Source organism: Nitratireductor lacus, assembly GCF_056431025.1.
Genome location: NZ_JBWKMB010000026.1, coordinates 1 through 26,648, shown reverse-complemented (window position 1 = coordinate 26,648; position 26,648 = coordinate 1). Strand labels below are relative to the sequence as shown.

Sequence of the window (26,648 nt, the reverse complement as noted above, 5' to 3'; positions counted from 1 at the left end):
ACGCACAAAGGACGATCTAAATTATTGATAGAGCATCGGAACAATCCGAAAACCGGATTCCACTTTTCGGTCCGATGCTCAAGATCGCCGTGCGTCCATGCGGACGCACAAAGGACGATCTAAACGATGGACGGAGCATCGGAACAATCCGAAAACCGAATTCCACTTTTCGGTCCGATGCTCCAGGGTCAGCCAGGCAGATAGACCGCATCGATGGACGGCTCTGTCTCGGTCGTCACGGCCCCGCGCGCGACGAGATCTTCCAGATGGGCGAGAACCGAAAGGGCCGCTGCCCCGTGCAGCCTGGGATCCGTATCCCGATAAATGGAGCCGACCATTTCGGGGATTGTGCGGTCGCCACGCGTGACGCGGTCGAGTATGGCGCGTTCGCGCATTTTGCGGTGGGCCTTCAGTCCGCGCATGAAACGCTGCGGGTTTTTCACCTTGCTGCCGTGGCCGGGAAAGAACACCGTATCGTCACGCGCCAGCAGGCGGTCGAGCGAGGCCATGTAATCCGACATGGCGCCATCGGGCGGAGCAACGATGGAGGTTGCCCACGCCATCACATGGTCTGCGGAGAAGAGGATGCCCGTATTTTCAAGTGCAAAGGCAGCGTGGTTGGCTGCATGACCGGGGGTGTGGATGGCCCGGATGGCCCAGCCGTCGCCCTCGACAAGCTCGTCATCGGCGAGCGCCCGGTCTGGCACAAAATCCATATCCGCGCTTGCATCAAGAGGATTGGTCTCGCCGATTCTCAAGGCCCTGGCGGCGCGGTGCGGGCCTTCTGCGCAGACCAGCGCCCCGGTTTCGCGCGCCAGATGTGTGGCGAGCGGCGAATGGTCCCGGTGCGTGTGGCTGACGAAGATGTGGCTTACCGGTCGTCCATCAATGGCTTTGAGGAGTGCTCGCAGATGGGCTTCGTCTTCCGGGCCGGGATCGATGACGGCGAGGGTGGACCTGCCGACGATGTAGCTGTTGGTGCCGTGGAAGGTGAAGGCGCTCGGATTGTTGACCGTGAGGCGCAGAACATCCGGTGCGACCTTGATCGCGTCGCCATAGGCGGGATCGAAACGTGTTTCAAATTCGAGAGCCATTGGCAGATTGTCCGGAAATAAAGAGCACCGAACGGCAAGAAGCCGCATTCAGGTTGCCGCATATCATGGAAGCGCTTATAGGAGAAGAAACGCGCACTTTTTCGCAAAGAGCCTGAACGGAGGAGCCATGTCGCTCGCAATCGCCTCAAAATCCCTCGTTTCGCAGACACTTCCGCGCAACGCCACCCAGCGTCTGGCAACGCAGCTTTTCCTCGCCATCGGCGCGACCGTGATTCTCGCCCTGTCGGCAAAGACACGTGTCGTGCTCGGACCGGTCGATCTTTCTCTCCAGACGCTGGCAGTGCTCGTGATCGGTGCGACCTTCGGCATGCGCCTCGGCGTGGCAACACTCCTCCTGTACATGGCCGAGGGCGCCATGGGCCTTCCGGTGTTCCAGGGAACGCCTGAAAAGGGGATCGGTTTTGCCTATATGATGGGACCGACGGGCGGTTATCTGCTTGGATTCGTGGTGATGGCTGCTATCGCAGGATGGGCCGCTGACCGCGGATGGGACCGCAGCCCGTTGAAGCTTGGCGGTGCCATGCTGTTCGCGGAAATGGTCATGATGGCACTTGGATTTGCCTGGCTCGCCGGATTGATCGGTGCGGACAAGGCCTGGCAGTTCGGCGTTGCGCCGTTTATCCTGCCCGACCTGATCAAGGTCGCCCTGGCCGCCTGTTTCATGCCGGCAGCATGGGCGTTGCTGCGGGGACTGGGCGTCTCCGGGCGCTGACCCGCCATGGAATTGCCGATTTAGAGCGGAATGCAGATCGGGCCGGATGGGGTATCTGGCCCGATTTTTTTTGAGGGGACTGCGATGAGTGTTCTGGTCACCGGCGGTGCCGGTTACATCGGCAGCCATATGGTTTGGGAACTGCTGGACCACGGCGAAGAGGTGGTGGTTCTGGATCGTCTCAGCACCGGCTTTGACTGGGCCGTCGCAGATGCAGCAACGCTCGTTGTCGGTGATATTGCCGATGAGGCACTGGTGGATGATATCATCCGCAAGCACGGTGTAGACGCCATCGTTCACTTCGCGGGATCGATCATCGTGCCCGAATCCGTGTCCGATCCGCTGGGCTATTACCTGAACAATACGGTGAAATCGCAGAGCCTGATCGCAAGCGCAGTACGGTGCGGCGTGCGTCACTTCATCTTTTCGTCCACGGCAGCCGTCTATGGCAGCCCGGCCAGTTTCCCGGTTGGCGAGGATACGGAACTGCGGCCTGAATCTCCCTACGGGACGTCGAAGATGATGACGGAACTGATGCTGCGCGACTGTGCTGCGGCGCATGACTTCGCCTATACGGCGCTGCGCTACTTCAACGTCTCCGGTGCGGATCCGGAACTTCGGACCGGGCAGTCGACCAGGGGCGCCACGCACCTGATCAAGGTCGCGTGCGAAACCGCGACGGGGAAGCGCGATCATATGGACGTGTTCGGCACCGACTACGACACGCCGGACGGAACCTGCATTCGAGACTACATTCACGTGTCCGACCTGGTGAACGCCCACTATCTTGCGCTTCTGCGCATGCGCGAAGGCAAGGGGAGCCTCGTGGCGAACTGCGGTTACGGCAAGGGCTACTCGGTGCTTGAGGTCATAAATGCGGTGAAGGACGTGGCGCAGACGGATTTCGACGTGCGCACCACCGGTCGCAGGCCGGGCGATGCGGTGGCGATCGTCGCGGAGGCGGAACGTTGCCGCCGGGAACTGGCATGGCAGCCGCGCTACGACGATCTGAAAACGATCGTGACCCACGCACTGAACTGGGAAACGAAGCTCACCAGGCGGAACAGACAATGAATTATCGGGTCGTCAACAGGCTGTTCACCCTGGCCGTTTTTTCCATGCCGCCCATTGTCGGGTCAGCCACCAGCGTGGTCTGGCATGGCGGTGCGCTCTGGTGTGTGTTTGAGGTTCTTTCCGGCAGGCGGCGGCTGAGCCCCGACACCGCGATGCGGTGGGTCGCGCTGCTCATGCTGGTCTATGTGCTGGCCAACGTCGTTTCGTTTCTTCTGAATGAGCCGTCGCTGGAAATGGCCTACAAGCTTCTTCCGCTCTCGACGTTTCTGCTGTTTCCCTTTTCCTATTCAGTGTGGACGATTGCTGACAGGGAAGAGGTTGCGTACGCGGCGCTTGCAGGTGCCGCCATAGCAAGTTTTGGGGGGCTCGCCTTCGCGCTCGTGCAGTACAAGTTTATAGGAATGCGTGCTGAAGGCGGCGCCGGCAATGCGCTGGTCTTTGCCGATGTGATCTGTCTGGCGGGGTTGATGTGCTTGGCAGGCGCCCTCATCCTTGAAACCAGGCGATCATTGATACTGCTCGCTGCCTTCGCAGCTGCGTTCGGCGCGGTGATGTTGTCGGGATCACGCTCAGTCTGGGGGGTGATGATCGTTCTCACACTGGGACAGCTATTCATATTCCGAAGCCGTGTTCTGCCCCTACTTCGTGGACGTGTCCTCGCCCTGTTGGGCATTGCGATCGTGATCGCCGTACTCACATCCGGCTTGATCGTAAACCGCTTCGAGGCACTCTGGCATAATATGGACAGGCTGACGGAAGGAGGAGACTACAACTCCTCCGTGGGGCTTCGGGTGGCGGTTTGGAGCACTGGCGGGCAGCTCTTTGCCGAGGAACCGATCTTCGGTCATGGGATGCAGAACATTTCCACCTTGATCCGGGAACGTATGGAGCAGAATTTCGGCCTTGAGGTGGGGTTCACACATTTTCACAACGGCTTCCTGACCATCCTTGTGGAAGGTGGCATCGTTGCCGGTCTTGCCATCATTGCAATGTTTGCGCTGATAACCGTCATCGCGGTGCGCAGTCTGGCGAAGGCCGGGGATCGACTGGAGCGTCTGGGAGGTGCGGTGCTATTGATACTGGCAGCCGTCTACGCCGGCGGCGGAAGCGTGAACCTCATCTTCGGGCACGACATCCTCGACACGGTCTTCATGATCTTCCTGATCATCGGGCTCTTTCTCGCGCGGGGCACGTCGCGCCTGGCCGATGCCGGAGCACCGCTACCTTCTCGGTAACGTCAAACGCGGCCGTATCGGTCCTCGAGGCGAATGATGTCGTCCTCGCCTAGATACGATCCCGACTGCACCTCGATCAGTTCGAGCGGGATTTTGCCAGGGTTTTCAAGCGCGTGGATCTCGCCAAGCGGGATATAGGTCGACTGGTTCTCGGTCAGCGTGATTGTTTCTTCACCCTTCAGGACCCGCGCGGTGCCGCGTACGACCACCCAGTGTTCGGAACGATGATGGTGTTTCTGCACGGAGAGTTTTGCGCCGGGCTTCACCGTAATGCGCTTGACCTGATAGCGGTTGCCGAAATCGATGGAATCGTAGTCGCCCCATGGGCGGTAAACCCGGCGGTGGTCCATGTGTTCGGTGCGCTTGGCCGACCTGAGCTGCGTGACGATCTCCTTGACGTTCTGTACCGCGTCGCGGCTGGCGATGAGGACCGCGTCCGCCGTCTCGACCACAACCAGCTCCTCCACACCGACAATGGCGACGAGGCGCTTCTGGGCGGAGACGATGGAGTTTTTCGAGGCAACCTGCAACACGTCGCCGGTCAGCGCGTTCCCGTCGGCATCCTTGTCCTGCGCTTCCCATATGGCCGACCATGACCCGATGTCGTTCCAGCCCGCATCGAGCGGTACGACGGCAGCCCGATCGGTTTTTTCCATCACCGCATAGTCGATGGAGTCGGACGGACAGGCTTCGAAGGCCGTGCGTTCGGGCCGCAGGAAATAGGCGTCGCTTTCTACGCCCGCCATCGCCGCCCTGCACGCATCCAGTATCGCCGGGGCATGCGTCTGCATGGCGTCCAGATACACGCTGGCCCGAAACACGAACATGCCGCTGTTCCAGTCGTATCCGCCATCCTTGAGGTAGGATTTTGCGGTGGCCAGATCCGGCTTCTCCTCGAAACCGGAAACCGTAAACCCCGTCTCGCCGATCTTTTCGCCACGGCGAATATAGCCGAAGCCGGTCTCTGGACCGGTCGGCACGATGCCGAAGGTCACCAGCCGGCCTTCCTCAGCCAGTGTCTTTGCCTCTTCGACACCCCTGTGGAAGGCGGGCACATCCGGGATCAGATGGTCGGCAGGCATTACGAGAAGCAGCGGGTCAGCTCCATTTGCCATCGCCTGCAATGCGGCAAGCGTGATCGCCGGTGCCGTGTTGCGGCCAACCGGTTCGAGCAGGATCGGGGCATTCTCAATGCCTGCCTGTCGAAGTTGCTCTGCGGCCAGAAAACGGTGTTCTTCATTGCAGACGGTAAGCGGAGGAGCACAGTCGAGACCGTCGAGACGCCCGATCGTCTGCTGCAGCATTGTCGTGTCGCCGACCAGCGCACAGAACTGCTTGGGATAGTGCTCGCGCGAAACCGGCCACAGCCGCGTTCCCATTCCGCCCGCCATGATCACCGGTACCAACATGAGCCTACCCCGCCATCATCGTCCAAAATGCGTTGTCTTGACCGTGAACGCGGCGAAACACTTTCCAGCGTTTCAGAATGCCTTCACGAAGAGTGCCCCGAGATTAGATTGGAAACGTTGACACGGGGTGTAGGCAATAGGTCCATCCGTGGATTTGGTGCGTCCATGGGGAGAGGGGGCTACCCCGACAGGCTCTTTTTCCCCACCGCAACCCGTGAAAGCAGCCAAAAGGGCGGGCGTGCTGCGCCCTTTGCCGGGGGAAGGCCGGAACGGGCACGCACGCGTTTATCCCCGTAGGCGCAACCGCCCGTAGACTTGTGCCTTCACAAGGAACGGCCGACATGGAACAGACTGCAAAGCTCAAACTGCCCTATATCATGCCCTCGCAGGCGCAAAAACACGTGACCCACAACGAAGCGATCCGGTTGCTCGACGGGCTGATGCACCTTTCAGTGCGCGACCGTGACCTCGCGGCACCGCCGGTCACTCCCGACGATGGCGACTGTTACGTTGTCGGCCCCGCAGCCAGCGGTGAATGGACCGGTTGGGAACGTGCGATCGCCTATTTCGTCGACGGCGCATGGGAAAAGCTTGCGCCGGTTACGGGCTGGCGCGCCTGGATCGTGGACGAGGCATGCCTTGCGGTGTTCGATGGGGCGGGCTGGCAGCCAATCGACGGCGTGCCGGAAAGCGGGGCCGAAATCCAGAACGCGGCCCTGTTCGGGCTTGGAACCAGCGCCGATGCGGCAAACCCGTTTTCCGCAAAACTCGACAAGGCACTCTGGACGGCCCGCTACGTGGCTGAAGGGGGAACAGGAAGCCTGTTCTGCGCGATGAACAAGGAGGCACCTGCCGGCGATGTCGGTCTCTTGCTGCAGAGCGGGTTTGTCACCAGGGCGACGATGGGCCTTTTCGGGTCGGATGGCTGGCGGCTTGCGGTCTCTGCAGACGGCTCCGCCTTCAACGATGCGATTCGCGCGGACGAGAACTCCGGTCGTATCGCGCTGCCGTCGAACCCCAAATTTCTGGGCTTCATCAACTACGACCAGTATGTCGCTGCCGACACCTGGCAGACTGTGGCCATCAACAACACGCTGGCCAACAGCCAGATGGCCTTCGACACGGGGACGAACCGCTTTACCGCGCCGGCCGACGGGCTCTATCGGTTCGGAGCGGCCATCGGCTGGAAGCAGAACGGCGCGAATGTTCCGGCTTCGGTGAAGGCGAAGCTGGTGCTGAATGGTGCGGGCGACCTCTCTGCGCCTCTGGTGAAGGGCGATGTGGCCAGTCTCGCGGTCGACGGGTCGGAGACGGCGCTGCACCTTCACGTGATGGCGAACCTCACAGCCGGCGATACGGTGGAGCTCGCACAGTTCTTCGGCGGTCTTGATGGCTATGTCCCGGCGACGGTCACGCGGTTCTGGGGAGAGTGGGTGGCCTGACACGGGCGGGAATGGGAAGCGCGTGCTCCACAGAAAGGCTCAAAACGCCTGCTTGTCGTGGGGCGGCGCTTCTGCTATCCACCGCTTCGCTCGGTCTTGGGGCGTCGCCAAGTGGTAAGGCAACGGTTTTTGGTACCGTCATTCGCAGGTTCGAATCCTGCCGCCCCAGCCAGCCTCCGCTAAAGCTACGGCTGGGCAAGCCAATTGGGATATCACCCAAAACGGAAAGCCCGCCGGATGAGCAGCGGGCTTCGGCCGGATTCGCATGGTGCGTACAATCAACCCGCTCCCTCGATCATCCCCCGCAACTCATCCACCTTCGCCTGCAAAAGCGCCTTGTCACCGCGGGTTTCCACGTTGAGGCGCAAGAGCGGTTCGGTGTTGGAGGCGCGCAGGTTGAAGCGCCAGTCGTCGAACACCATGCCGAGGCCGTCCTGACTCTCGATCTGAGGTTTCTTTGGCATGTAGTGGTCGGAAATGCGTTTTTGCACCTCGGCTGCGTCCGAAACGGTGAAATTGATCTCGCCGGAGCAGGGATAGGCGGCGATGCGCTCTTCCAGTCGCTCGGCAAGCGTCGTGCCGCTGGCCGAAAGGTCGGCCACCACATCGAGCCAGGCAAGCATGCCTGAATCGCAATAGGCGAAATCGCGGAAGTAGTGGTGCGCGCTCATCTCGCCGCCATAGATGGCGTTTTCCTCGCGCATCATCTTTTTGAAATAGGCATGGCCCGTGCGGCAAGGTTTTGCCACGCCGCCGGCACTCTCCACCATGTCGATCGTGTTCCAGGTCAGGCGCGGGTCGTAGAGGATCGTGCCGCCCGGATTCTTGACGAGCAGGGACTGCGCGATCATGCCGACCAGATAATAGCCTTCCACGAAACGGCCCTTGTGGTCGTAGAGGAAGCAGCGGTCGAAATCGCCGTCCCAGGCGATGGCGAGATCCGCGCCGTGCTCGATCACCGCCCTGCTGGCCTTCTCGCGCTTCTCAGGAAGCAGCGGGTTTGGCACGCCATTGGGCAGGCGCGGATCGGGCTCGTGGTCGATCTTGATGAAGGTGAAGGGCAGGTGCTTTTCCAGAAGGTCGATGATCGGCCCTGCACAGCCATTGCCGGCATGGCAGACGATCTTCATCGGTTTCAGGTCCTGACCGGCCACTTCGTTGAGAAGGCGTTCGATATAGGCGTCGCGGTCGCAAAGATCGTGCAGGGCGCCGCGCGCGGCGTAGTCGGCAACCGGCTGAAGCACTGCATCGGAACGCATGATCTCTTCGATTGCGTTGAAAGCGTTGTCCGGCGTGGCGGCGGACGCGCCTTTCAGCACCATCTTGATGCCGTTGTAATCGGGCGGGTTGTGGCTGGCGGTCACCATGAGGCCGGCATCCGCGCCGCTGGCGGCAGTGTGGAAATAGACCTCTTCCGTGCCGCAGCGGCCAACGGGGCGCACATCGACGCCGCTGTCGAGAAGGCCCTGGGTCAGCGCTTCGGCCAGCGCCGGGCTGTCCATGCGCATGTCGTGGCCGATAACGACCGTGCCGGGATTGAGGCTTTGCTTGAGCGCCTGCGAAAAGCGATAGGCGAAGGGAACATTGATTTCTGCGGGGATACGGCCGCGAACGTCATACGCTTTGAAGGGGGCGCCCATACTTTCCTTCCTGGATTTTTTTTGACAATGAACAATGCTCTTTCATTGTCGAACATTGCAATGATTGATTGAAGTTTTGTTAGAGTTGCGTGAATGCACACAGAGACAGAATTGCGGCGACAAATGCGCACGCCCCGAAAATTCACAGGGAGAAAAAGCGTTGCATCCCGGGCCGTTCACCTCGTGTAACAGTTGGCCCATCAGTTTGAAGAGGCCCTTTGGTTGCAGAGCGCACGCGACAGCCCTATTCAACGGACGGGGCTAACGCGGAATCACCCGCAACCGATTGGGCAATATATGCAATTCATCGATCTCGGCGCTCAGCGTGAGCGCATCAAGGACAGGCTCGCAGCTGCAATCGACACGGTCGTGGCTGAGGGACGTTATATTTTAGGGCCGCAGGTCGGCGCTTTCGAAGAACAACTCGCAGCCTATGTCGGCACCAAGCACGCGATTGCCTGCGCCAATGGCACCGACGCCCTGCTCATGCCGCTGATGGCCTATGGCATCGGACCGGGCGACGCCGTGTTCTGCCCGAGCTTCACCTTCGCGGCGACGGCAGAAGTCGTGGCGCTCGCGGGTGCGGAGCCGGTCTTCGTGGAAATCGACGCCGACACCTATAATATGGACCCCAAGAGCCTGACGGCTGCCATCGATCACATCAAGGCGGAAGGCCGGCTGACGCCGAAAGCGGTGATCCCGGTCGATCTTTTCGGTCTGGCTGCCGACTACGGAGCCATCGAGGGCATTGCCGCGCGCGAGGGGCTGCGCATCATCGAGGACGCTGCCCAGTCCATCGGTGGCACGCTCAACAACAAGCGCTGCGGTGCGTTCGGCCATGTGGCGTCGACGAGCTTCTACCCGGCGAAGCCGCTGGGCTGCTATGGCGATGGCGGTGCGATGTTCACCGATGATGACGAGCTGGCCGATGTGCTGCGCTCCATCGCCTTCCACGGCAAGGGCGAAAGCCAGTATGACAATGTGCGCGTGGGCCTGAATTCGCGCCTCGACACGATCCAGGCCGCGATCCTGATCGAGAAGCTGGCCATCCTCGAAGACGAGATGGAAGCGCGCCAGAAGGTTGCCGCACGCTATGCCGAAGGCCTTGGCGATGTGGTGAAGGTGGCGGTGACGCCGAAGGGCCACCGCTCGGCCTGGGCGCAATATGCCATCGAGACCGAGAAGCGCGATCTGGTGCGCAAGCGCCTTGGCGAGGCGGGCATTCCCTCGGTTGTCTATTACGAGAAGCCGCTGCACCTGCAGAAGGCCTATGAGATGCATGCGAAAGCGCCGGGTGGTCTCGCCGTCTCGGAGAGCCTGCCGCACCGCATCCTGTGCCTGCCGATGCACCCCTATCTGGCCGAGAGCGACCAGGATCACGTGATCGAGACCATCCGCAGCGCTGTCGCCGAATAGGCGAAAAAGCAGCGTCGGAAACCTCTAAAAGGCTCGTGAAAACGGGCCTTTTTCGCATTCTGAAATGCCTTTTCCTCTTTGCCGGAAACAACGCAAAATGTGCCTCGCAAACCGGGGTGAGGTTGGGCGTGCGCGCCTTGAGAGGGCGGAAAACCGCATGGTACCTCAAGGGCATGATCCGGAAGCCGCGAAGGCTCCGGCCGCAGCGACAAAGACGCGAAGGCGAAGACATGCCGGCAGCCCTTACCCATCTCGACAGGCTGGAAGCCGAGGCGATCCACATCTTCCGCGAAGTGGCGGCGACCTTTTCAAAGCCGGTGATGCTCTACTCTGTCGGCAAGGACTCGTCCGTGCTGATGCATCTGGCGATGAAGGCGTTCTATCCCGCCAAACCGCCATTTCCCTTTCTGCATGTGGACACCACCTGGAAATTTCGCGAGATGATCGCGTTCCGCGACCGGATGGCGCGCGAAAAGGGGTTTGACCTTCTGGTGCACGTGAACGAAGAGGGCGTGCGCGACGGCATCAACCCGTTCGACCACGGCTCCAACACGCACACCCATGTGATGAAGACGGTGGCGCTGCGCCAGGCGCTCGACAAATACGGGTTTGACGCGGCCTTTGGCGGCGCGCGGCGCGACGAAGAGAAAAGCCGCGCCAAGGAACGCATTTTCTCGTTCCGCTCGGCAGGCCATGGCTGGGACCCGAAGAACCAGCGGCCGGAAATGTGGAAGATCTACAACACGCGCGTGGCGCAGGGTGAATCGATCCGCGTCTTCCCGCTCTCCAACTGGACCGAGCAGGACATCTGGCAATACATCCTGCAGGAGAACATTCCCATCGTTCCGCTCTATTTCGCCGCCAGACGGCCGGTGGTGGATCGGGGCGGGATGACCATCATGGTCGATGACGACCGGATGCGCCTTCAGCCGGGCGAGAAGGTGGAGGAGCGCCTGGTGCGCTTCCGCACGCTTGGCTGCTACCCGCTGACGGGCGCGATCCCGTCGACCGCCACCACGCTCGAGGAAATCGTCGGCGAGATGCTGACGGCTCGCACGTCCGAACGGCAGGGGCGTCTGATCGACCGCGATGAGGCGGGCTCAATGGAAAAGAAGAAGCGCGAGGGGTATTTCTGATCATGTTGACCGCCAACACAGCGCTTCTGCGTGAAGATGACGATGCTCTGGTCGATATCCGCGACTATGTGGCCGGGCAGGAGAACAAGGGGCTTTTGCGGTTCCTGACCTGCGGGTCGGTGGATGACGGCAAGTCGACGCTGATCGGGCGTCTCCTGTTCGACACCAAGCTGATCTTCGAGGACCAGCTGGCAGCGCTTGAGAACGATTCCCGCAAACACGGCACGGCCGGCGACGAGATCGATTTCGCACTGCTGGTCGACGGGCTGGAGGCGGAACGCGAGCAGGGCATCACCATCGACGTGGCCTATCGCTTCTTCTCCACGCCGCGCCGCAAATTCATCGTGGCCGACACGCCGGGTCATGAGCAGTACACGCGCAACATGGCGACGGGTGCATCCACTGCGGATGTGGCCATCGTGCTGGTGGACGCGCGGCAGGGCATCCTGCCGCAGACGCGCCGGCACTCGATGATCGCCTCGCTTCTGGGCATTCGTCACATCGTTCTGGCGGTGAACAAGATCGACCTTGTCGGCTTTGACGAAGCCGTGTTCGAGCGCATCGCGGCGGAATATCGCGAATTTGCCGAAGAGCTCGGCTTCACGACCATCCAGCCGATCCCCATGTCGGCGCGCTATGGCGACAATGTCATCCGCTCGTCGGGCAAGACGCCCTGGTATGACGGGCCGTCGCTGCTGGAGCATCTGGAGACGGTGGACATTGAGGCCGAGGCAGAGGGAAAGCCCTTTCGCTTTCCGGTGCAGTATGTCTCGCGGCCGAACCTCGATTTTCGCGGTTTCTCGGGCACGGTGGCCGCTGGCAGCATCGGCGTCGGCGAGCGGGTTACGGTCGCCAAGTCGGGCAAGCAGACGCGCATCCGCCGCATCGTCACGCAGGATGGCGATCTGGAGGTCGCATCCGAGGGGCAGGCGGTGACGCTTCTGCTCGAAGACGAGGTGGAGCTTTCACGCGGCAACATGCTGGTGACGCCCGAGGCGCGGCCGCATGTGGCCGATCAGTTTTCCGCGACGCTTGTGTGGTTCGATGAAAAGCCGCTCCTGCCGGGGCGCTCCTACATCCTGCGCACCGAAACGGATGAGGTTTCGGCGACGGTGAGCCAGCTCAAGCATCGCCGCAACATCAACAATTTTGCCGAGGAAGCGGCGACCAGCCTCGATCTGAACGAGGTGGGCCTGTGCAATTTTTCGCTGCAGGCCCCGATCGCCTTCGACGCTTTCAGCGACAACCGCACCACGGGCGCGTTCATCCTGATTGACCGGCTGACCAATGCGACGGTTGGGGCCGGCATGATCCAGCGGCCATTGCGGCGCGCGGCGAACATCCACTGGCAGGCGCTCGACGTGACGCGCCAGTCGCGCGCGGAACTGAAGCACCAGAAGCCGGCGGTGCTGTGGTTCACCGGGCTTTCTGGCTCCGGCAAATCGACCATCGCCAGCCTTCTGGAAAAGAAACTGCACGCGGCTGGCCGCCACACCTATGTTCTGGACGGCGACAATATTCGCCACGGGCTGAACCGGGATCTTGGCTTTACCGACGAGGACCGGGTGGAGAACATCCGCCGCGTGGCCGAAACGGCGAAGCTGATGGCGGATGCCGGACTGATCGTGCTCGTCTCGTTCATCTCGCCCTTCAGGGCCGAGCGGCGCATGGCGCGCGAGCTGATGAACGAGGGCGAGTTCGTGGAGGTCTTCGTGGACACGCCCTTCGAGGAATGCGCGAGGCGCGACCCGAAAGGGCTCTATGCCAAGGCGCTCAATGGCGAGATCCAGAACTTCACGGGTGTCGATTCCCCCTATGAGACGCCGGAAAGGGCTGATATCCACATCGAGACGATGGCCCGCGCGCCGGAGGAGCTGGTCGATGAGGTCGAGGCATGGCTCAAGGCACGCGGCTATTGCTGATCTGCGATTGTTGCGGTTGACTTGAGTGGAAAGACTGACTGGCCCATGGGCATGTTGAAGGACGACGCAGCGCTTCTGGCGCTGTTCGAGGAACTGGCGTTGGCGGCTGGTGCCGCAATCATGCAGCACTACGAAGCGGGCTTCGAGGTGGAGCAGAAGGCCGACGACACGCCGGTGACCGCAGCCGACCGCGCGGCGGAGAAGGTGATTCTCGACGGTTTCCGCAATGTGGGGCTTGGAACGCCCTGCGTTTCCGAAGAAGCCGCGTCCGGCGGTGTCATTCCGGCCTGCGGCGACGGCAATTTCCTTCTGGTCGATCCGCTCGACGGCACGCGCGAATTTATTGCGCGGCGTCCGGATTTTACCGTCAATATCGGCCTGATCCGCAATGGCGAGCCGGTGGCGGGTGTTGTCTATGCGCCGGCACGCGACCTGCTTTATTCGGCGCGTCCGGGTTCCGCGTTTGAAATTCCGGTGGTGGCCGGCATGCCGCAGGAGCGGCGCGCGATCAGGGCGCGGCCGCGCCGGACGCCGCCCGCCATTCTTGCCAGCCGCTCGCACTGCACCGACGAGACGCGCGCCTTCATTGCCCGCTATCCCGATGCCGAGACGGTTTCCATCGGTTCGTCGCTCAAATTCTGCATGATCGCGCGGGGCGATGCGGACCTCTATCCGCGTTTCGGCCGCACCATGCAGTGGGACACGGCGGCAGGCGATGCGATCCTGCGCGCGGCAGGCGGCATGGCGCGCACGCTCGATGGCGTGCCGCTCACCTATGGGCCGAAGGGGGGCAAGGGGCTGGAAGCCTTTGTGAGTCCCTCTTTCGTGGCTGAGGGAGTGGGCTGATAGCGTCTCGCTTGTTTGGCCGCAACGTTGATGCCCCTTCTCCCCGCTGGCGGGGAGAAGGTGAGGATGAGGGGCGAGCGCCTGCGGTTATGATCAATGCGGGGTTTTGAATGAGGCCGGCTGTCGTGGGGCAAGAGTGAGCACGCCCCTCATCCCCCTGCCGGGACCTTCTCCCCGCGCACGGGGAGAAGGAGGATGGCCGAAACCTCGGCGCTCCTTGATGGGAAGGCAGAGCACAGGCTTTTCCGCCTGACCGTCCAATCAGACCCCCATCAGCTCATTCTTCCACGGTGGATTTGCTCCCGCGCGCGACACGGTGATGGCGGCAGCGCGGGCGGCGAAGGCGATTGCCTTGGAAATCTGCGCCTCGTCGAGCGCCGCGATCTTGTCCTTCGTCAGAAGCCCTGCCGTCTCAAGGGCCGTCAGAAGCGCACCGTTGAATGTGTCTCCGGCCCCGACCGTGTCGACCACCTCGACGGGAGTTGCCGGAACGAACTGCTTTTGCGATTTCGTGTAGGCCGTTGCGCCTTTTCCGCCATCGGTGAGGATGACGAGGCTGGGGCCGCGCTCCAGCCAGCGGGTGAGAATTTCGTCGGTGCTGCCTGTCTCTCCGAACCATTCCAGATCGTCGGCTGAAATTTTCACAATGTCGGCGTTCGCCACCATGCGTTCGATGCGTGCGCGGTGGCTGCTCGCATCGGTGATGAAGGCGGGGCGGATATTGGGGTCGAGCATGAGGACGCGGTTTTCGGTCTCGCGCGCCATCAGCGCTTCATAGGCCGAGCCGCAGGGTTCTGAAACGAGGCTGATGCCACCGAAAAGCATAGCCGGCACGTCCGCGCCGATGGCCGGCAGATCGGATGGCTCGATCATGCGACCGGCTGTGCCTTCGTCATAGAAATTATACTCGGCCTGGCCGTCGGCGAGGGTCACGAAGGCGAGCGTGGTGGGACGGCTTGAAAATTGCACAAGGGAGAGATCCACATGGCTTTCCTCGAGCTTTTCCCGCAGCATCCGTCCGAAAAGATCGTCAGAAAGTCCGGTAAAGAAGCCGCACGGCACACCAAGGCGCGCAATGGCGATGGCGCTGTTGAAGACCGCGCCGCCCGTATAGGGCGCAAATGCAGCCTCGCCCTGGCCTGTCTGGCGCGGCAGCATGTCGATCAGCGCCTCGCCGCAGCAAAGGATCATGAAAAGCCTCCCGTTCGTTCCCCTGCGGGGTTCTCCCACCCCTTTTAACAAGGAGCAGTCTGGTTACGCGGAAAGGCTCTTGCGTTCAATGGAAATTGCGGCCCTTGGGCAGGACGCGCACATCACGCGGGTGCCGCCAGAGGTTTTGCGCCGTGGCGGCCTTTTCTTCCACAGCACCCACGCCCTGATCTGACATGGCGGCAAGGAGATCGGGGGTCGTGTCGATGAGACGCCGTGCAACCACGTGGATGACATTGCTTTCCTTCTGCAGAATGCCCTCGACCGTCACCATGCGCGCACCGAAGACGATGCGGCGGAACCGCTGGAAGACGCGCGGCCAGACGATGACGTTGGCGATGCCGGTCTCGTCTTCCAGCGTCATGAAGATGACACCGCTGGCGGTGCCCGGGCGCTGGCGCACCAGCACAAGGCCCGACACACGCACGAAGCGGCCCGCCGGGGTCTCGGCAAGGGCGCGGGTTTTCAGGACGCGGCGCCTGTCCAGCAGACGGCGCAGGAAGGAGACGGGATGCGCCTTGAGCGAGAGGCCGAGCGTACCGTAATCCTCCACCACCTGCTCGCCGGGAAGAAGGTCCGGCAGGGCGACGCTTTCTTCTTCCTGAAGGGGCGTTGCGGCCGCGCTTTTGGCGCTGGCGAAGAGCGGAAGTTCCTCGGCGGCTGCGCGCACACCGTGATGGCCGCTCAGGCCGCGTACTTCCCAAAGGGCGGCGCGCCGGTCGAGCCCGAGCGAGCGGAAGGCATCGGCCTCGGCCAGCCGGCGCAGGGAGAACATGTCGATGCCGGAGCGAAAATAGAGGTCGCGCAGTGTGGTGAAAAAGCCCGCCGCACGCGCAGCCATGATCTTGAGCGCCGCCGCCTCGCGCATGCCGTCCACCTGGCGCAGGCCGAGCCGCAGCGCATGGCCGACCGCACCGGGCTTCGCCGCAGGCTCCAGCGTGTGATCCCAGCCGCTGTGATTGATATCGACGGGGCGCGTCTCGCCACCGTGATCGCGGAAATCGCGCACGATGGAGGAGGCGGAGTAAAACCCCATGGGCTGCGAATTCAGAAGGGCGCAGGCAAAAACATCCGGATAATGGCATTTGAGCCAGGAAGAGGCATAGGCGAGCAGCGCGAAACTGGCCGAATGGCTCTCGGGAAAGCCATAATCGCTAAAACCCTTCATCTGGTTGAAACAGCGCTCGGCGAAATCGGGCGTATAATTGTTGGCGAGCATGCCGTTGATGAAATCCTCGCGGAACTGGTCGATGGTGCCGGTGCGGCGGAAAGAGGCCATGGCGCGGCGCAGCCGGTCGGCCTTTTCCGGCGCGAAGCCGGCGGCCACGATGGCGATCTTCATTGCCTGTTCCTGAAAGAGCGGAACGCCGAGGGTCTTCTGCAGGACGGCGCGCAGTTCCTCGGAGGGATAGTCCACATCCTCCTCCCTGTTGCGCCGACGCAGATAGGGGTGGACCATGTCGCCCTGAATGGGACCGGGACGGACAATGGCGATCTCGATCACGAGGTCGTAGAAGTTTTCCGGTTTCAGGCGCGGCAGCATGGACATCTGCGCCCGGCTTTCGATCTGGAAAACGCCGATCGTGTCGGCGCGCTGGATCATGGCATAGGTAGGTCTGTCACCGCGGGGCACGGTGGCAAGCGTGCGTTCCACGCCATAATGGTCGCGCAACAGATCGAAGCTCTTGCGCAGGCAGGTGAGCATGCCGAGCGAGAGCACATCCACTTTCAGGATATTGAGGGCGTCGAGGTCGTCCTTGTCCCATTCCACCATGGTGCGGTCCTTCATGGCGGCATTGGCGATGGGCACGATCTCGCTGAGCGGCGAGTGGGTGAGCACGAAGCCACCCACATGCTGGGAAAGGTGGCGGGGAAAGCCGATCAACTGGCCGACGAGCACGAGGGTCTGGCGCAGGCGCGGGTCGGTGGGGTCGAGCCCGGCTTCGCGCACCTGATCGCGGGCCGGCGTTTTTTCCGAATGCCCCCAGACAAGCCCGGTCATGGCTGCCACCACATCGGGCGACAGGCCCATGGCCTTGCCGGCCTCGCGCACGGCGCTGCGCGTGCGATAGGAAATGACGGTGGCGGCAAGCCCGGCACGGTGGCGCCCGTACTTGTCGTAGACATACTGCATCACCTCCTCGCGCCGCTCATGCTCGAAATCGACATCGATGTCCGGCGGCTCGCCGCGCTCGGCGGAGATGAAACGCTCGAACAGAAGATCGATCTCGGTGGGATTGACCGAGGTGACGCCAAGGCAATAGCAGACGACCGAATTGGCCGCCGAGCCGCGCCCCTGGCACAGGATGGGTGGCTTCTGCGTGCGGGCGAAGCGCACAATGTCGTGCACGGTGAGGAAATAGGCGGCATAGCCAAGCTGGCCGATGAGCTTCAGCTCATGGAAAATCATGCCTGCGACCTTCGGTGGAACCATGCCGTTGAAACGGTCTTTTGCGCCAAGCCAGGTGAGGCGCTCAAGCTCCTCCTGCGGGGTGGCGCTCTCACCGCTCGATTCCCTCGGATAGTCGAAGCGCAGCTCCTCGAGCGAGAAGCGGCATTCGTCCATGAGCGCCACGGAACGGGCGATGGCGTCTTCGTGCCCGCGCAGCAGGCGAGCCATCTCCGCTGGTGCTTTCAGGTGCCGCTCCGCATTGCGCTCCAGCCGGAAACCGGCTTCGTCTATGGTGCAGTGCGCGCGGATGCAGGTGAGAAGATCTTGCAAGGGGCGGCGGGCCGGTGTGTGGTAGAGCACGTCATTGGTGGCGATGAGCGGCGTGCCGCAGGCGGCGGCGAGCGCGGCAAGGCGGTGCTGGCGCGCGCCGTCATTGGCCCGGCGATAAGGCGTGAGCGCCAGAAAGACATCGCCTGGAAAAAGAGCGGCGAGGCGGCGCAGGTTTTCCTCGAAATCGGTGCCGAAATCATAAGCCGGCATGGCGATGAAGCGCTGGTCCACGCCAAGTTTTTCGAGGTTCTCCAGATGAAGGTGGCATTCGCCTTTCGGCGCGTAGCGGTTGCCATCGGTCAAAAGCTGCGTCAGCCGGCCATAGGCATGCTTGTCGGTCGGGAAGCAAAGCGTCTCGAAACCGTCCCGCATGACCAGCCGCGCGCCGACGACGAGGCGGATCTTCCGCGCCCTGGCCTCCACATGTGCGCGCACGACGCCAGCCATCGTGTTGCGGTCGGCGATGCCGATGGCCGCATGGCCAAGCCGGGCGGCTTCTGCAACCAGCTCGCGCGGATGCGAGGCACCGCGTAGAAAACTGTAATTGCTGGTGACGCCGAGCTCGGCAAAGGGCAGGGCCGGCGGCGCGACGTGCTCTGGTGTTTTCCCGCTCATGCGAAAACCCCGTGAATGAACCAGTGCGGCGGTTCTTCATCGCGTTCGTAGAGTCCGTCGCGGAAAAGCCAGAAGCGGCGGCCGGCATCGTCTTCGACACGGAAATAATCGCGCGTCTTTCGGCTGGCGCCGAGCGGTGCGCGCCACCATTCGGGCGCGATGCGCTCCGGCCCCTCGGCGCGGGTCACGCGATGCGCCACACGCCGCCATTCAAACCGGGTGGGTGGCCCGTCCGGCACGCTGGCAAGCGTGATGACGGGCTCGGGCACAGGGAAGAGAAAGAGCGGCCGGGCAAAGGCTGCTCCATCCTGAACGTGGCGAAGGTGAGCCTGCCAGTCATGCTTTTCGGCCCGTGTGAGAACCGGGACGGACTGGCTGACGCGCTCGGGCAAAAAGCTTGCATGCGGCGCGGCGCGGGTGACGTTCTGCGCACCAAAACGGTTCACCAGCCGGTCGAGAAGGGGGGCAATGTCGCCATTACGGTCGGCACGGGCGTCGTCGCCCAGATCCTCCTGCCGCATGGCAAGCGTTTCCACGGAAAAGGCGGTGAGACTGGCGGCCTCGAAGCCGAAGCCCGCGCGATCCTCGATGCGGTCGAGCCGCTCGCCAAGCAGGCGGGCGAGGTGTCCGGCATCGCGCGTGGCGGTGCTGGTGGCAAGCGGCAGGGCCTCGAACCAGCCATCGACGCGAAACAGGCGCAGTTCCACCCGGCGCACACCCTTGCCCGCCTTTTCCTGCATCGCACACAGGTCGCGCGAAAGGCGTCCGATGGCGATTTCGATTGCTTCCTGTGTGACGAGGGGTTCGGCAAAACGGCATTGCGCGGCGTGAAGATGGGGCGGGTTGAGCGGGCGAAAGCTTTCCTCCTCGTGACCAAGGGCTTCATCCAGCCGGCGCAGGGCAGAAGGGCCGAAGCGGGCGGCAAGCGGCGCGCGCGGCTTGCCGATCAGGTCGCCGACATGTTTGAGGCCGAGTTTCTCCATTGCCTCGGTCGTGTTCTGCTCCAGCCGCAGGGCGCAGACGGGCAGCGGCGCCATATGCCTGTGGAGTGCTTCGCGCGAAACGATGAGCCTGCCGGACGGCGCATGGCGGGCCAGCGCCCAGGCGGCACCAATGGTGGGCGCGAGCGCCAGCCGCGCGGTGAGGCCGAAGCCGCCAAGCCTTTGCGCCAGCGTGTCGACAAGCTTCGCCTCACCGCCGAAGAGATGGGCGCAGCCGGTGATGTCCAGGCTCACCCCGTCGGGAAAATCCGGCCGCGTGAAGGGCGAAAAACACTGGCACCAGAGCGCCAGACGGATGAGCGCGCGCTCGTCGCCGGGAAGGTCGGCATGGGCGACCCTGAGGGCGGGATGAATGGCGCGTGCGTCGGCCAGCGCCATGCCCGGCGAAAAGCCGAGCGCCTCGGCTGGCTGGTTGAGCGCGGTGATGCGCTGGCCATTGTCCGTGGTGGTGACGAGCACCAGCGGCTCGACCTCATGAGGCTTCCGCCCATGCATGGTCGATGCCGCGTCGCCAGGCCGTGTGACCCGGCGCTCGATCGGCCAGCGGGGCAGGAAGACGGAAAGAAAGCGTGTCATGATCCCACTCGACATCCCAGTGTTGCGATAAACGGCGGGAGAGGCCCTGCCTGCATTTGAGAAGCTGAAGCCGCCAGTGCGGCGCACCGGGACCTGCCTGACCGGAAAAGCGCGCGCGGCCTGGCAGGGTGCCGACAGACCAGCGGGTTTCCGCGGCGGTGTTTTCGGCACAGGCCTGCCGGCCGCGCATGACAAGGGCCGTGACCCCATGGCGTGCCGCCCGCAGGCCAAGGCGGCGGCTGGCGGCGAAATCATAGGCGCGGGCATTGTCCGGCAACAGGCCGGCGACGGCGGCAAGGGAGGCATGGGAGAGCCCCTCTTCAAGCGCCCACAGAACATCGATCGGCTTGCGCGCCTGGATCTGGATCAGGCGGTTCGGATCAAGCCCGAGGGCTGCAAGCCCGAGCGGGTAGAGCGCGCCTTCGCGGCTGGAAAGATGTGCCGGAGACACCCACAACAGAGACCCTGGCCGCTGGCAAAGAAGGCGCGCCAGAAGACAGATGCCGAAGCCGAGACCAGCGGCAAAGTCGCCGTGGCCGGCGGGCAGGATTTCGTGCAGCACGCCGGTTGTGAGGCCATGGCCGGGCAGGGCGGCATCGAGGGCTTCGGACCCGAGCGAAAAAGAGGGGCGGGGTGCTGGCGCAAACCTCTCCTGGGGAGCAATGCGGCTGCGCAGGGCATCAAGAACACTGCCCGTTTTTTCGGGAGCCGTAGCGACAGATATTTCCCTTCCGGTACGCTGAACCGGCTTCATTTCAATGGCCTGTTTCATGACGCAGCCTCCGAACGCAACCACAAAGACGCGGCAGGTGCCATGGAACTCTGCGCCATTGGCGCCGCAGTCGATCTATCCTGATTCAAACTTTCAGCTTCCGCTTCCAGAAGCCTGATCGGACTCGTCTTTTTTCCCTTCCCGCCGACCCTGGCTGACGCATGCAGAAACTCTTCCAGCAGGCGGTCACGCCGGGGCGCCGGGCCGCTGTCGCCATGAGCGCAGACCCTGGCGAAAGGGCAGGCGGTTCTGTTTTTGCGGGCGCAAAAATTTCGCCCGAGCTCCTGCATCAGGATGTGATGCTGCTCGGTGTCTGCCGCGTCCCATTGGTCGGGAACCTGACGGTTGAGAAGGCGAACCGAACGCTCAGGCGCGGTCTGCCCGGGAATAAGTCCAAGACAGCGTGCGGCGCGCCAATGGGCCGTGTCGACGACAAGAACGCGCTTGCGCAATGTACTCATGTTGAGCGTGGCGGTGCTGGTCTTGGGGCCGACACCATAAATGCGCTCCAGCCAGGACAAGGCGTCATCGACAGGCCAGCCGTGCAGGAAATCGAGGCTGAGCCCGCCGCCCAGGCTGGCGATCTCCTGCAGGGCGCGGGGCAGGGCAACAGCCTTGCGCTCCGGATGGGTAATGCCTTCGAGCAGCGGGTCTATTTCGTGGAAAGAAGCCTCGGCCAGCCGTATCCAGGAGCCCTTGAACTTTGCCACTTCGAAGTGTTCGACAAGCCTGACAAAGGCATTCAACGCCGCCTCGCTGCGCGTTCTGGCGCTAAGCATCGCCAGTACCATCTGACTGACCGGGTCTAGACGCACGAACTCCGCTGGCGGTCCGAAGACAGCCAGCAAGCGCCGGTGGAGGCTCGCCATCCGGTCGAATGGCAAAAGGGGCAGGGTGTATTGCATTCCTGCACAATAAGAACAAAAAGGGAACAAATCAATCGTTCTGTGATCCCAGACGGGACTGTGTGCAGAAATGAAAAGCCGCCAGACGATCGGCCCCACGGCAGGCACGATCAGTCTGACGGCTCACTCCAGCGCTCTTGTGGCGTTTTCCTGGAGAGTCCCCTCCGGACTCGCAGGAAGAGAAGCATCAAACGTGCCAAAAATGTTTGTTCCGGCTTTTTCACGCCTTTTCACGGAGTTGCCCGCACCATCGCCGGTTTCGTGCGGACCGTTTGACTGTCATCGTGACACGAAGGCAGGCATTCTGCCCACAATGCAGGCAGGTCATCGCTTCTATGACGGGGAAGAATTTCCGGCTTCAGACAGCCACTTCAAGCCGATTGCCGCCGGTGGACTTGGCACGGTTGAGCGCTGTGTCGGCCTGCCCCAGCGCGATCCAGAAACTTTCCTTGCACGGCAGCGGCGTATGAAGCCCGACGCTGACGGTCAGCGGAATTTCGATCCCGTCGAGATGAAATGGGGTGTCGGCAACCGCGTTCTGGATGCGCTCGGCAAGCCCGAAGGCGCGCTCAGCGTCATAGGCCGGCAGCACCAGGGCAATGGCCTGGCCGCCAAAGCTCGCCACCATATCAGTCTGGCGGACGGCTGACTGAACGACCGAAGCAACATGGCGTAATGTCTGCTCGCCGGCGGCATGCCCATGCGCTTCAACCACCTGATCGAACTCGTCGATGTCGATCAAGGCCATGGAGTAGGGCTGTCCTGCCCAGTTCATGGCGGCCGCGAGTTCCGGCCCCAGCTTGTCAAACACCCGTCTGTTCAAAAGCCCGGTTGCGGTGTCGGTGGTTCCCAATGGTGCCTCCTTCAGGCGTGGGGGGCCGAAATGCGAGCGCTGCAATTCGAGAATGCGACCGATGACCACGGCGGCAACTACATTGGCGACAATAGCAACAGATGCGACTTCGCCCAAGGTTTCCATGGCGATTTCCCGCGGCAGCAGGAATACCGAGATCAGCGACACCGATGCCAGAAGCCCGACCCCGGCCAGCGCCGGTATCGAAACACGCCGGCCCTTTACCATCTGGGCGAAAGCGAGGCTGATGGCACTGCAGATCAGAACGGCAAGAACGCTGCTCGCCACCGCGGCTCCACCGAGCCAGAGGCGACCGAGGACCGCGACCGCAGTCGTAACGGTCAACGTGATCCAGCCGCCATATGTCATGGCGAGGACGACGAAGACATTGCCAATATCGAAGGAAAAGCCGGAAGACGACGGTGCCGCGAGAAGGGCGGGGCCGATTGTGCCGGCCGAAAACATTACAGAAACGAGCAGATTGCGCTGCAGCGATGTCATGGTCAGTCGGGCTGCGCGCTCATAAAGAAGAGCCGCGATAACGGCAATTCCCAGGCCTTGCAGGAACTCGGATGCCAGAGAAACCATTTCCATGGGGTCTATCTCCGCGGAAGCCTGTCCGACTGCCTCATCATTGCCAGGATATGACGAACCAGTCCAATCTCTTGAATTCGCTCACCTTCAGGCGGAAGCCCGATAGCAGCTTCTTCAGAAGCGGCCTCAGAAACCAGCATGCTTCGCATTAGGTCCTGCCCCTAAAGCATAGTCCGCCATTACTTTAGCTGATTGACAGTATGAATGATAAGGCAGGCAAATTACAAGAAATTCCAGCGAAAAACTCCAGTTTTCACTTGTCAGGGACATTTGGCCGGATGCGTACTTCCGTTGGGTAACGTCATCTTTACGAGATCGGATTATTCATATGCCGGCAAAGTGGGGCATGGAATGAGCTGGGTTCAGGCAGCATTTGACAGGTTTTATGGATTGCGGATCTGGCAGCAGGCCTGCTTCGTCACGCTTTTTTCCGTTTTGGGCGCTGATGCGCTGACGCTCGTCTTCTATTCCATCTTCTTTTCCGAGCGGCTTTTGCTGGATCTGATCCTGACCGCGTTCATCACGATCGTGATCGCCTATCCCATTTCCTTCGTCTTTCTGCGCAAGACGGCGACGGTTGCCAGACTGGCCGCAGAACTGGATATGGCCGCCGCCACGGATTTCCTGACGGGGCTGCGCAATCGGCGGGATTTCATGCGGATTGCCGGCGAAACCATCGACGCCACCGACGCATCGGCGGGCGTGGTCCTGTTTATCGATGTGGATCACTTCAAGCGCATCAACGACCGTTTCGGTCATGCGGAGGGCGACAGGGTTCTTGTTCTCATTGCAGAAGCGATCAGGCAGAGCGTCCGCGCAGACGACATCTGCGCCCGCATCGGCGGCGAAGAATTCGCGGTGTTCATGCCCGGTGCGGACCTGCCGCTGGCCCGTACGGTTTCCGAACGCATTGCAATCACATGCCGCCTTGTCGGTTGCGGGGCCAGCGTCGAAGACATATCGACCACGGTCAGCATCGGCATCGCGGTACATCGCCCGCAGCAGTCCCTCGATGCGGTCGTCAAGGAAGCTGATTCGCTGCTCTACAAGGCAAAGCAGGGCGGTCGTGACCGTGTGGTGCACCATCCGCCACAGGAGATCGTTGCGTAGGTTCATTACCGGGCACTGTCTGCCGGACTACTCGGCCTCGATGTGAAACACAGACCAGACCCGGCTTCGGACTTCTTCTTCGGGCACCCTGCGGCCTCCCGTGTCGTACACCAGTCATTCGATTCCAGAACATCTCCACTTTTCCTGGAATTGCCCTGGATGTCTAAGTGCGTGCTCTTACCGTTGCATCGAGAAATTAAGCGAGGTCACACGGAGGTCAGCTCAGGCTGCAGGAGAGCTATAGTCCGCTGGTGTCTCGTGGAGGCCATTTGCCCGCATCAATGGCGGTGTGAAGCGCGCGCGCCTTGGCGAGCCATTCCTCTCGCACGGATGGAGGCTGCAGCTTCCAGCTCCCGCGTTCCAGTGCCGCAAACATGGTGCGCGCAGTGATCTCATACTGGTCCATGGAAAGAGAATTAGCGCCGCGCCGCTTGTCGGCAATGGCGCCAACGAGGAATGCTGACAAGCACCTTCAGCATCCGGTGTTGAACGGGCCGGACAATATCGATCGTCTGTGAGCGACCTGAGACCGGTGGCAGAGGGAAGCCAAGAGAAGCGGAAGCAGGAGGCGGCGTAACCCCAAGCAGCCAGTTCCGCCTCCCTACCAGTGATCATCCTTGTGGGCCTCCCTGTTCTTCCACATAAGGAAGAATAGGGCCGGCGCGTAGAAGGCGGTTATCAGCAATGAGCGTAGCGGCGAAAGAGTGATGGTCATCGAAGAACATAAGCACTATAGCCGCTGCCATATGGGCGAAACCTGCCAGTACGAAGGCTAGGATCACAGCCCGAAATGCGAGCCCGAACATATCGTTCCTCTCTGGCTGACTGTCTGAACACCGGTCGGCCTTATCGGCGCCGGTGTTGCCATTTCCTTAATGCTCTCTCTGGTCCTTAATGCTCTCTCTGGGCGCTGGTTCCTGTAAGCATATAGCCGTGTGAACCAGATTCCGGCCACGGACACGTTTGGTGGGAAAGAGCAAAGCCATGTTGGCAAAGACCACAAAAACCAGGAGCGCGCCGATTTCCGTTAAGGTATAATCACAGGAAAGCGCCGTTGCGCTGGCCTGAGAGCTATACTCCGATGTCTGACTTCGTGCTTTTCGTTGCGGTCGGATTTGCAGCCCAACTCATAGACGGCGCCATCGGTATGGCTTACGGCCTCGCAAGTACGTCGGTCTTGCTGGGATTAGGCTACCCACCCGTTACTGCCAGTGCGAGCGTTCACGCGGCGGAAGTTTTCACAACCGGCGCATCGGCCTTGTCCCATTGGAGATTTGGGAATGTGAGGTGGAGGATGGTTGCCCGCCTCGCAGTACCCGGAGCGTTGGGCGGCCTCGTTGGTGCGCTCCTCCTTTCCTCTGTCGATGGAAGCACAATCCGCCCGTTCGTGGCTGCTTATCTTGCTGCGATGGGAATATGGATCGTCTGGAAGGCTGCTAGCCGAAAACCTCGCGAACCTGCCGAACCCAAGATGCTGCCGGCACTCGGGTTGGTTGGCGGGTTTCTCGATTCGATAGGCGGGGGCGGCTGGGGACCGATCGTTACCTCGAGCATAATCGGGCAGGGTGCAGTTGCACGCACTGCGATTGGATCCGCCAACGCCAGCGAGTTTCTCGTCACAGTCGCGATTTCTGGAACGTTCCTTCTGACCGTGGGCCTGGAACTCTGGCCGATCATACTGGGCCTGATCGTCGGAGGGATTATTGCAGCGCCACTCGCCGCGCTCGTCGTAAAGCACATGCCGGATCGCCCGATGATGCTGATGGTCGGTGTGTTGATCACGGTGCTGGCAGCTCGCGAGATCATAGGAACACTGGGCAACTAGCTCCGATCCAGTCACTCAAACTTCATTGCAAAAAACGCACAGAACGGCCCGGCCATGCGCCGGGATTCTCGTATGTGGAATAGCTTAAGCGTCCGTGAGCGTTGGTATCCCGCTTACATCGACCTCGCGTTCAGCGTGCCAGGCATCATAGGCGACCTGCATCGGGAGCCAGATGATGGCGGGGCCGTCGCCAAACAGGTTTCCAAGGCGTGCGGCAATGCGGGAGATGCCGAGAAGATTGGCGATCCCTACCTTGCTCTTTCCAGTTGCCGGGATGATGTCCTCTAGCAGCGCGCCAGCGTGGGACGGGCAGCGCTCTGTGGGACGCTTCGGCTCACACACGATCATAGATGGACTTCCCCATGCCTCTCGCCGCATCATGTTGTGCGAAGCGCTTGAAGCGACGCGCGAAATTCCTGTCATTTGGCCTGCTGCCGGTTTTTCGGACACGAGGTTAAGCTAACATAGCTCGCTCCTCGAACTCCACGGGGCTCAGATAGCCCAGTGTCGAGTGCCTGC

Annotated in this window: 21 protein-coding genes and 1 tRNA gene; 11 read left to right on the top strand and 11 right to left on the bottom strand. The window is 61.9% G+C overall.

Annotation, left to right across the window (positions count from 1 at the left end):
* Window positions 1-188: 188 nt before the first annotated feature.
* On the bottom strand, window positions 189-1,094 hold the full coding sequence (locus AC07E3_RS18605; protein ID WP_478363945.1) for an MBL fold metallo-hydrolase: 906 nt from the start codon (window positions 1,092-1,094) through the stop codon (window positions 189-191).
* Between the two features lie 127 nt (window positions 1,095-1,221).
* Between AC07E3_RS18605 and AC07E3_RS18600 the strand changes: the two genes are divergently transcribed.
* The 3 genes from AC07E3_RS18600 (at window position 1,222) to AC07E3_RS18590 (ending at window position 4,136) form a co-directional block, all read left to right on the top strand.
* Window positions 1,222-1,827, top strand: coding sequence for a biotin transporter BioY (locus tag AC07E3_RS18600; protein WP_336065974.1), 606 nt, complete (start codon window positions 1,222-1,224; stop codon window positions 1,825-1,827).
* An 84-nt stretch (window positions 1,828-1,911) separates the two neighbouring features.
* The gene (gene galE, locus AC07E3_RS18595; protein ID WP_478363943.1) at window positions 1,912-2,901 is read left to right on the top strand and encodes a UDP-glucose 4-epimerase GalE; all 990 of its coding nucleotides are present in this window, start codon (window positions 1,912-1,914) and stop codon (window positions 2,899-2,901) included.
* Window positions 2,898-4,136 carry an O-antigen ligase family protein gene (locus AC07E3_RS18590; RefSeq protein WP_336065968.1) on the top strand — a complete coding sequence of 413 codons (1,239 nt, stop codon included), beginning with the start codon at window positions 2,898-2,900 and terminating at the stop codon, window positions 4,134-4,136. Before galE ends, AC07E3_RS18590 begins: the two co-directional genes overlap by 4 nt.
* A gap of 2 nt (window positions 4,137-4,138) precedes the next feature.
* Here AC07E3_RS18590 and AC07E3_RS18585 read toward each other — a convergent pair whose 3' ends face one another.
* Window positions 4,139-5,545: a mannose-1-phosphate guanylyltransferase/mannose-6-phosphate isomerase gene (locus tag AC07E3_RS18585; protein ID WP_478363941.1), complete on the bottom strand. Its 1,407-nt coding sequence runs from the start codon at window positions 5,543-5,545 to the stop codon at window positions 4,139-4,141.
* 341 nt (window positions 5,546-5,886) lie between these two features.
* Between AC07E3_RS18585 and AC07E3_RS18580 the strand changes: the two genes are divergently transcribed.
* Together AC07E3_RS18580 and AC07E3_RS18575 are read left to right on the top strand one after the other, a co-directional pair.
* Complete coding sequence (locus tag AC07E3_RS18580; protein ID WP_478363939.1) at window positions 5,887-6,987, top strand: DUF2793 domain-containing protein; 1,101 nt, start codon at window positions 5,887-5,889, stop codon at window positions 6,985-6,987.
* A 97-nt stretch (window positions 6,988-7,084) separates the two neighbouring features.
* Window positions 7,085-7,159 (top strand) — tRNA-Gln (locus tag AC07E3_RS18575).
* A gap of 106 nt (window positions 7,160-7,265) precedes the next feature.
* On the opposite strand, the gene AC07E3_RS18570 is transcribed toward AC07E3_RS18575, so the two are convergent.
* Window positions 7,266-8,627, bottom strand: coding sequence for a phosphohexomutase domain-containing protein (locus AC07E3_RS18570; RefSeq protein WP_478363937.1), 1,362 nt, complete (start codon window positions 8,625-8,627; stop codon window positions 7,266-7,268).
* A 297-nt stretch (window positions 8,628-8,924) separates the two neighbouring features.
* On the opposite strand from AC07E3_RS18570, the gene AC07E3_RS18565 reads away from it, so the two are divergent.
* From AC07E3_RS18565 to cysQ, 4 genes are all read left to right on the top strand, one after another.
* Window positions 8,925-10,043: a DegT/DnrJ/EryC1/StrS family aminotransferase gene (locus AC07E3_RS18565; protein ID WP_478363935.1), complete on the top strand. Its 1,119-nt coding sequence runs from the start codon at window positions 8,925-8,927 to the stop codon at window positions 10,041-10,043.
* Between the two features lie 173 nt (window positions 10,044-10,216).
* The gene (gene cysD / locus AC07E3_RS18560) at window positions 10,217-11,179 is read left to right on the top strand and encodes a sulfate adenylyltransferase subunit CysD (protein WP_223005262.1); all 963 of its coding nucleotides are present in this window, start codon (window positions 10,217-10,219) and stop codon (window positions 11,177-11,179) included.
* A 2-nt stretch (window positions 11,180-11,181) separates the two neighbouring features.
* Complete coding sequence (gene cysN / locus AC07E3_RS18555) at window positions 11,182-13,101, top strand: sulfate adenylyltransferase subunit CysN (protein WP_336065960.1); 1,920 nt, start codon at window positions 11,182-11,184, stop codon at window positions 13,099-13,101.
* A 45-nt stretch (window positions 13,102-13,146) separates the two neighbouring features.
* Window positions 13,147-13,947: a 3'(2'),5'-bisphosphate nucleotidase CysQ gene (gene cysQ / locus AC07E3_RS18550; RefSeq protein ID WP_336067569.1), complete on the top strand. Its 801-nt coding sequence runs from the start codon at window positions 13,147-13,149 to the stop codon at window positions 13,945-13,947.
* Between the two features lie 261 nt (window positions 13,948-14,208).
* Here the strand turns inward: cysQ and AC07E3_RS18545 are convergent, their stop codons facing one another.
* From AC07E3_RS18545 to AC07E3_RS18520, 6 genes are all read right to left on the bottom strand, one after another.
* Window positions 14,209-15,138 carry a carbohydrate kinase family protein gene (locus AC07E3_RS18545; RefSeq protein WP_478363933.1) on the bottom strand — a complete coding sequence of 310 codons (930 nt, stop codon included), beginning with the start codon at window positions 15,136-15,138 and terminating at the stop codon, window positions 14,209-14,211.
* An 85-nt stretch (window positions 15,139-15,223) separates the two neighbouring features.
* On the bottom strand, window positions 15,224-18,493 hold the full coding sequence (locus tag AC07E3_RS18540) for an error-prone DNA polymerase (protein WP_478363931.1): 3,270 nt from the start codon (window positions 18,491-18,493) through the stop codon (window positions 15,224-15,226).
* Window positions 18,490-20,070 (bottom strand): Y-family DNA polymerase, encoded by a 1,581-nt coding sequence (locus AC07E3_RS18535; RefSeq protein WP_478363929.1) that lies wholly within the window; start codon window positions 20,068-20,070, stop codon window positions 18,490-18,492. The genes AC07E3_RS18540 and AC07E3_RS18535 overlap by 4 nt, the downstream gene beginning before the upstream one ends.
* Window positions 19,967-20,842, bottom strand: a complete 876-nt coding sequence (locus tag AC07E3_RS18530) for an ImuA family protein (protein WP_478363927.1) — start codon at window positions 20,840-20,842, stop codon at window positions 19,967-19,969. The genes AC07E3_RS18535 and AC07E3_RS18530 overlap by 104 nt, the downstream gene beginning before the upstream one ends.
* Window positions 20,839-21,846 carry an endonuclease III domain-containing protein gene (locus AC07E3_RS18525; protein WP_478363925.1) on the bottom strand — a complete coding sequence of 336 codons (1,008 nt, stop codon included), beginning with the start codon at window positions 21,844-21,846 and terminating at the stop codon, window positions 20,839-20,841. Before AC07E3_RS18525 ends, AC07E3_RS18530 begins: the two co-directional genes overlap by 4 nt.
* A gap of 259 nt (window positions 21,847-22,105) precedes the next feature.
* Complete coding sequence (locus tag AC07E3_RS18520) at window positions 22,106-23,194, bottom strand: GGDEF domain-containing protein (RefSeq protein ID WP_478363923.1); 1,089 nt, start codon at window positions 23,192-23,194, stop codon at window positions 22,106-22,108.
* A 351-nt stretch (window positions 23,195-23,545) separates the two neighbouring features.
* Here AC07E3_RS18520 and AC07E3_RS18515 point away from each other — a divergent pair, with 351 nt between their 5' ends.
* Window positions 23,546-24,304, top strand: coding sequence for a GGDEF domain-containing protein (locus AC07E3_RS18515; RefSeq protein WP_336065944.1), 759 nt, complete (start codon window positions 23,546-23,548; stop codon window positions 24,302-24,304).
* A gap of 238 nt (window positions 24,305-24,542) precedes the next feature.
* Here AC07E3_RS18515 and AC07E3_RS18510 read toward each other — a convergent pair whose 3' ends face one another.
* Window positions 24,543-24,770, bottom strand: a complete 228-nt coding sequence (locus AC07E3_RS18510) for a hypothetical protein (RefSeq protein ID WP_478363921.1) — start codon at window positions 24,768-24,770, stop codon at window positions 24,543-24,545.
* Window positions 24,771-25,385: 615 nt separating this feature from the next.
* Here AC07E3_RS18510 and AC07E3_RS18505 point away from each other — a divergent pair.
* Entirely contained in the window at window positions 25,386-26,129 is a 744-nt protein-coding gene (locus tag AC07E3_RS18505; protein ID WP_336065941.1) for a sulfite exporter TauE/SafE family protein, read from the top strand.
* An 84-nt stretch (window positions 26,130-26,213) separates the two neighbouring features.
* Here AC07E3_RS18505 and AC07E3_RS18500 read toward each other — a convergent pair whose 3' ends face one another.
* Window positions 26,214-26,477, bottom strand: coding sequence for a helix-turn-helix transcriptional regulator (locus tag AC07E3_RS18500; RefSeq protein ID WP_478363919.1), 264 nt, complete (start codon window positions 26,475-26,477; stop codon window positions 26,214-26,216).
* Window positions 26,478-26,648: the final 171 nt, after the last annotated feature.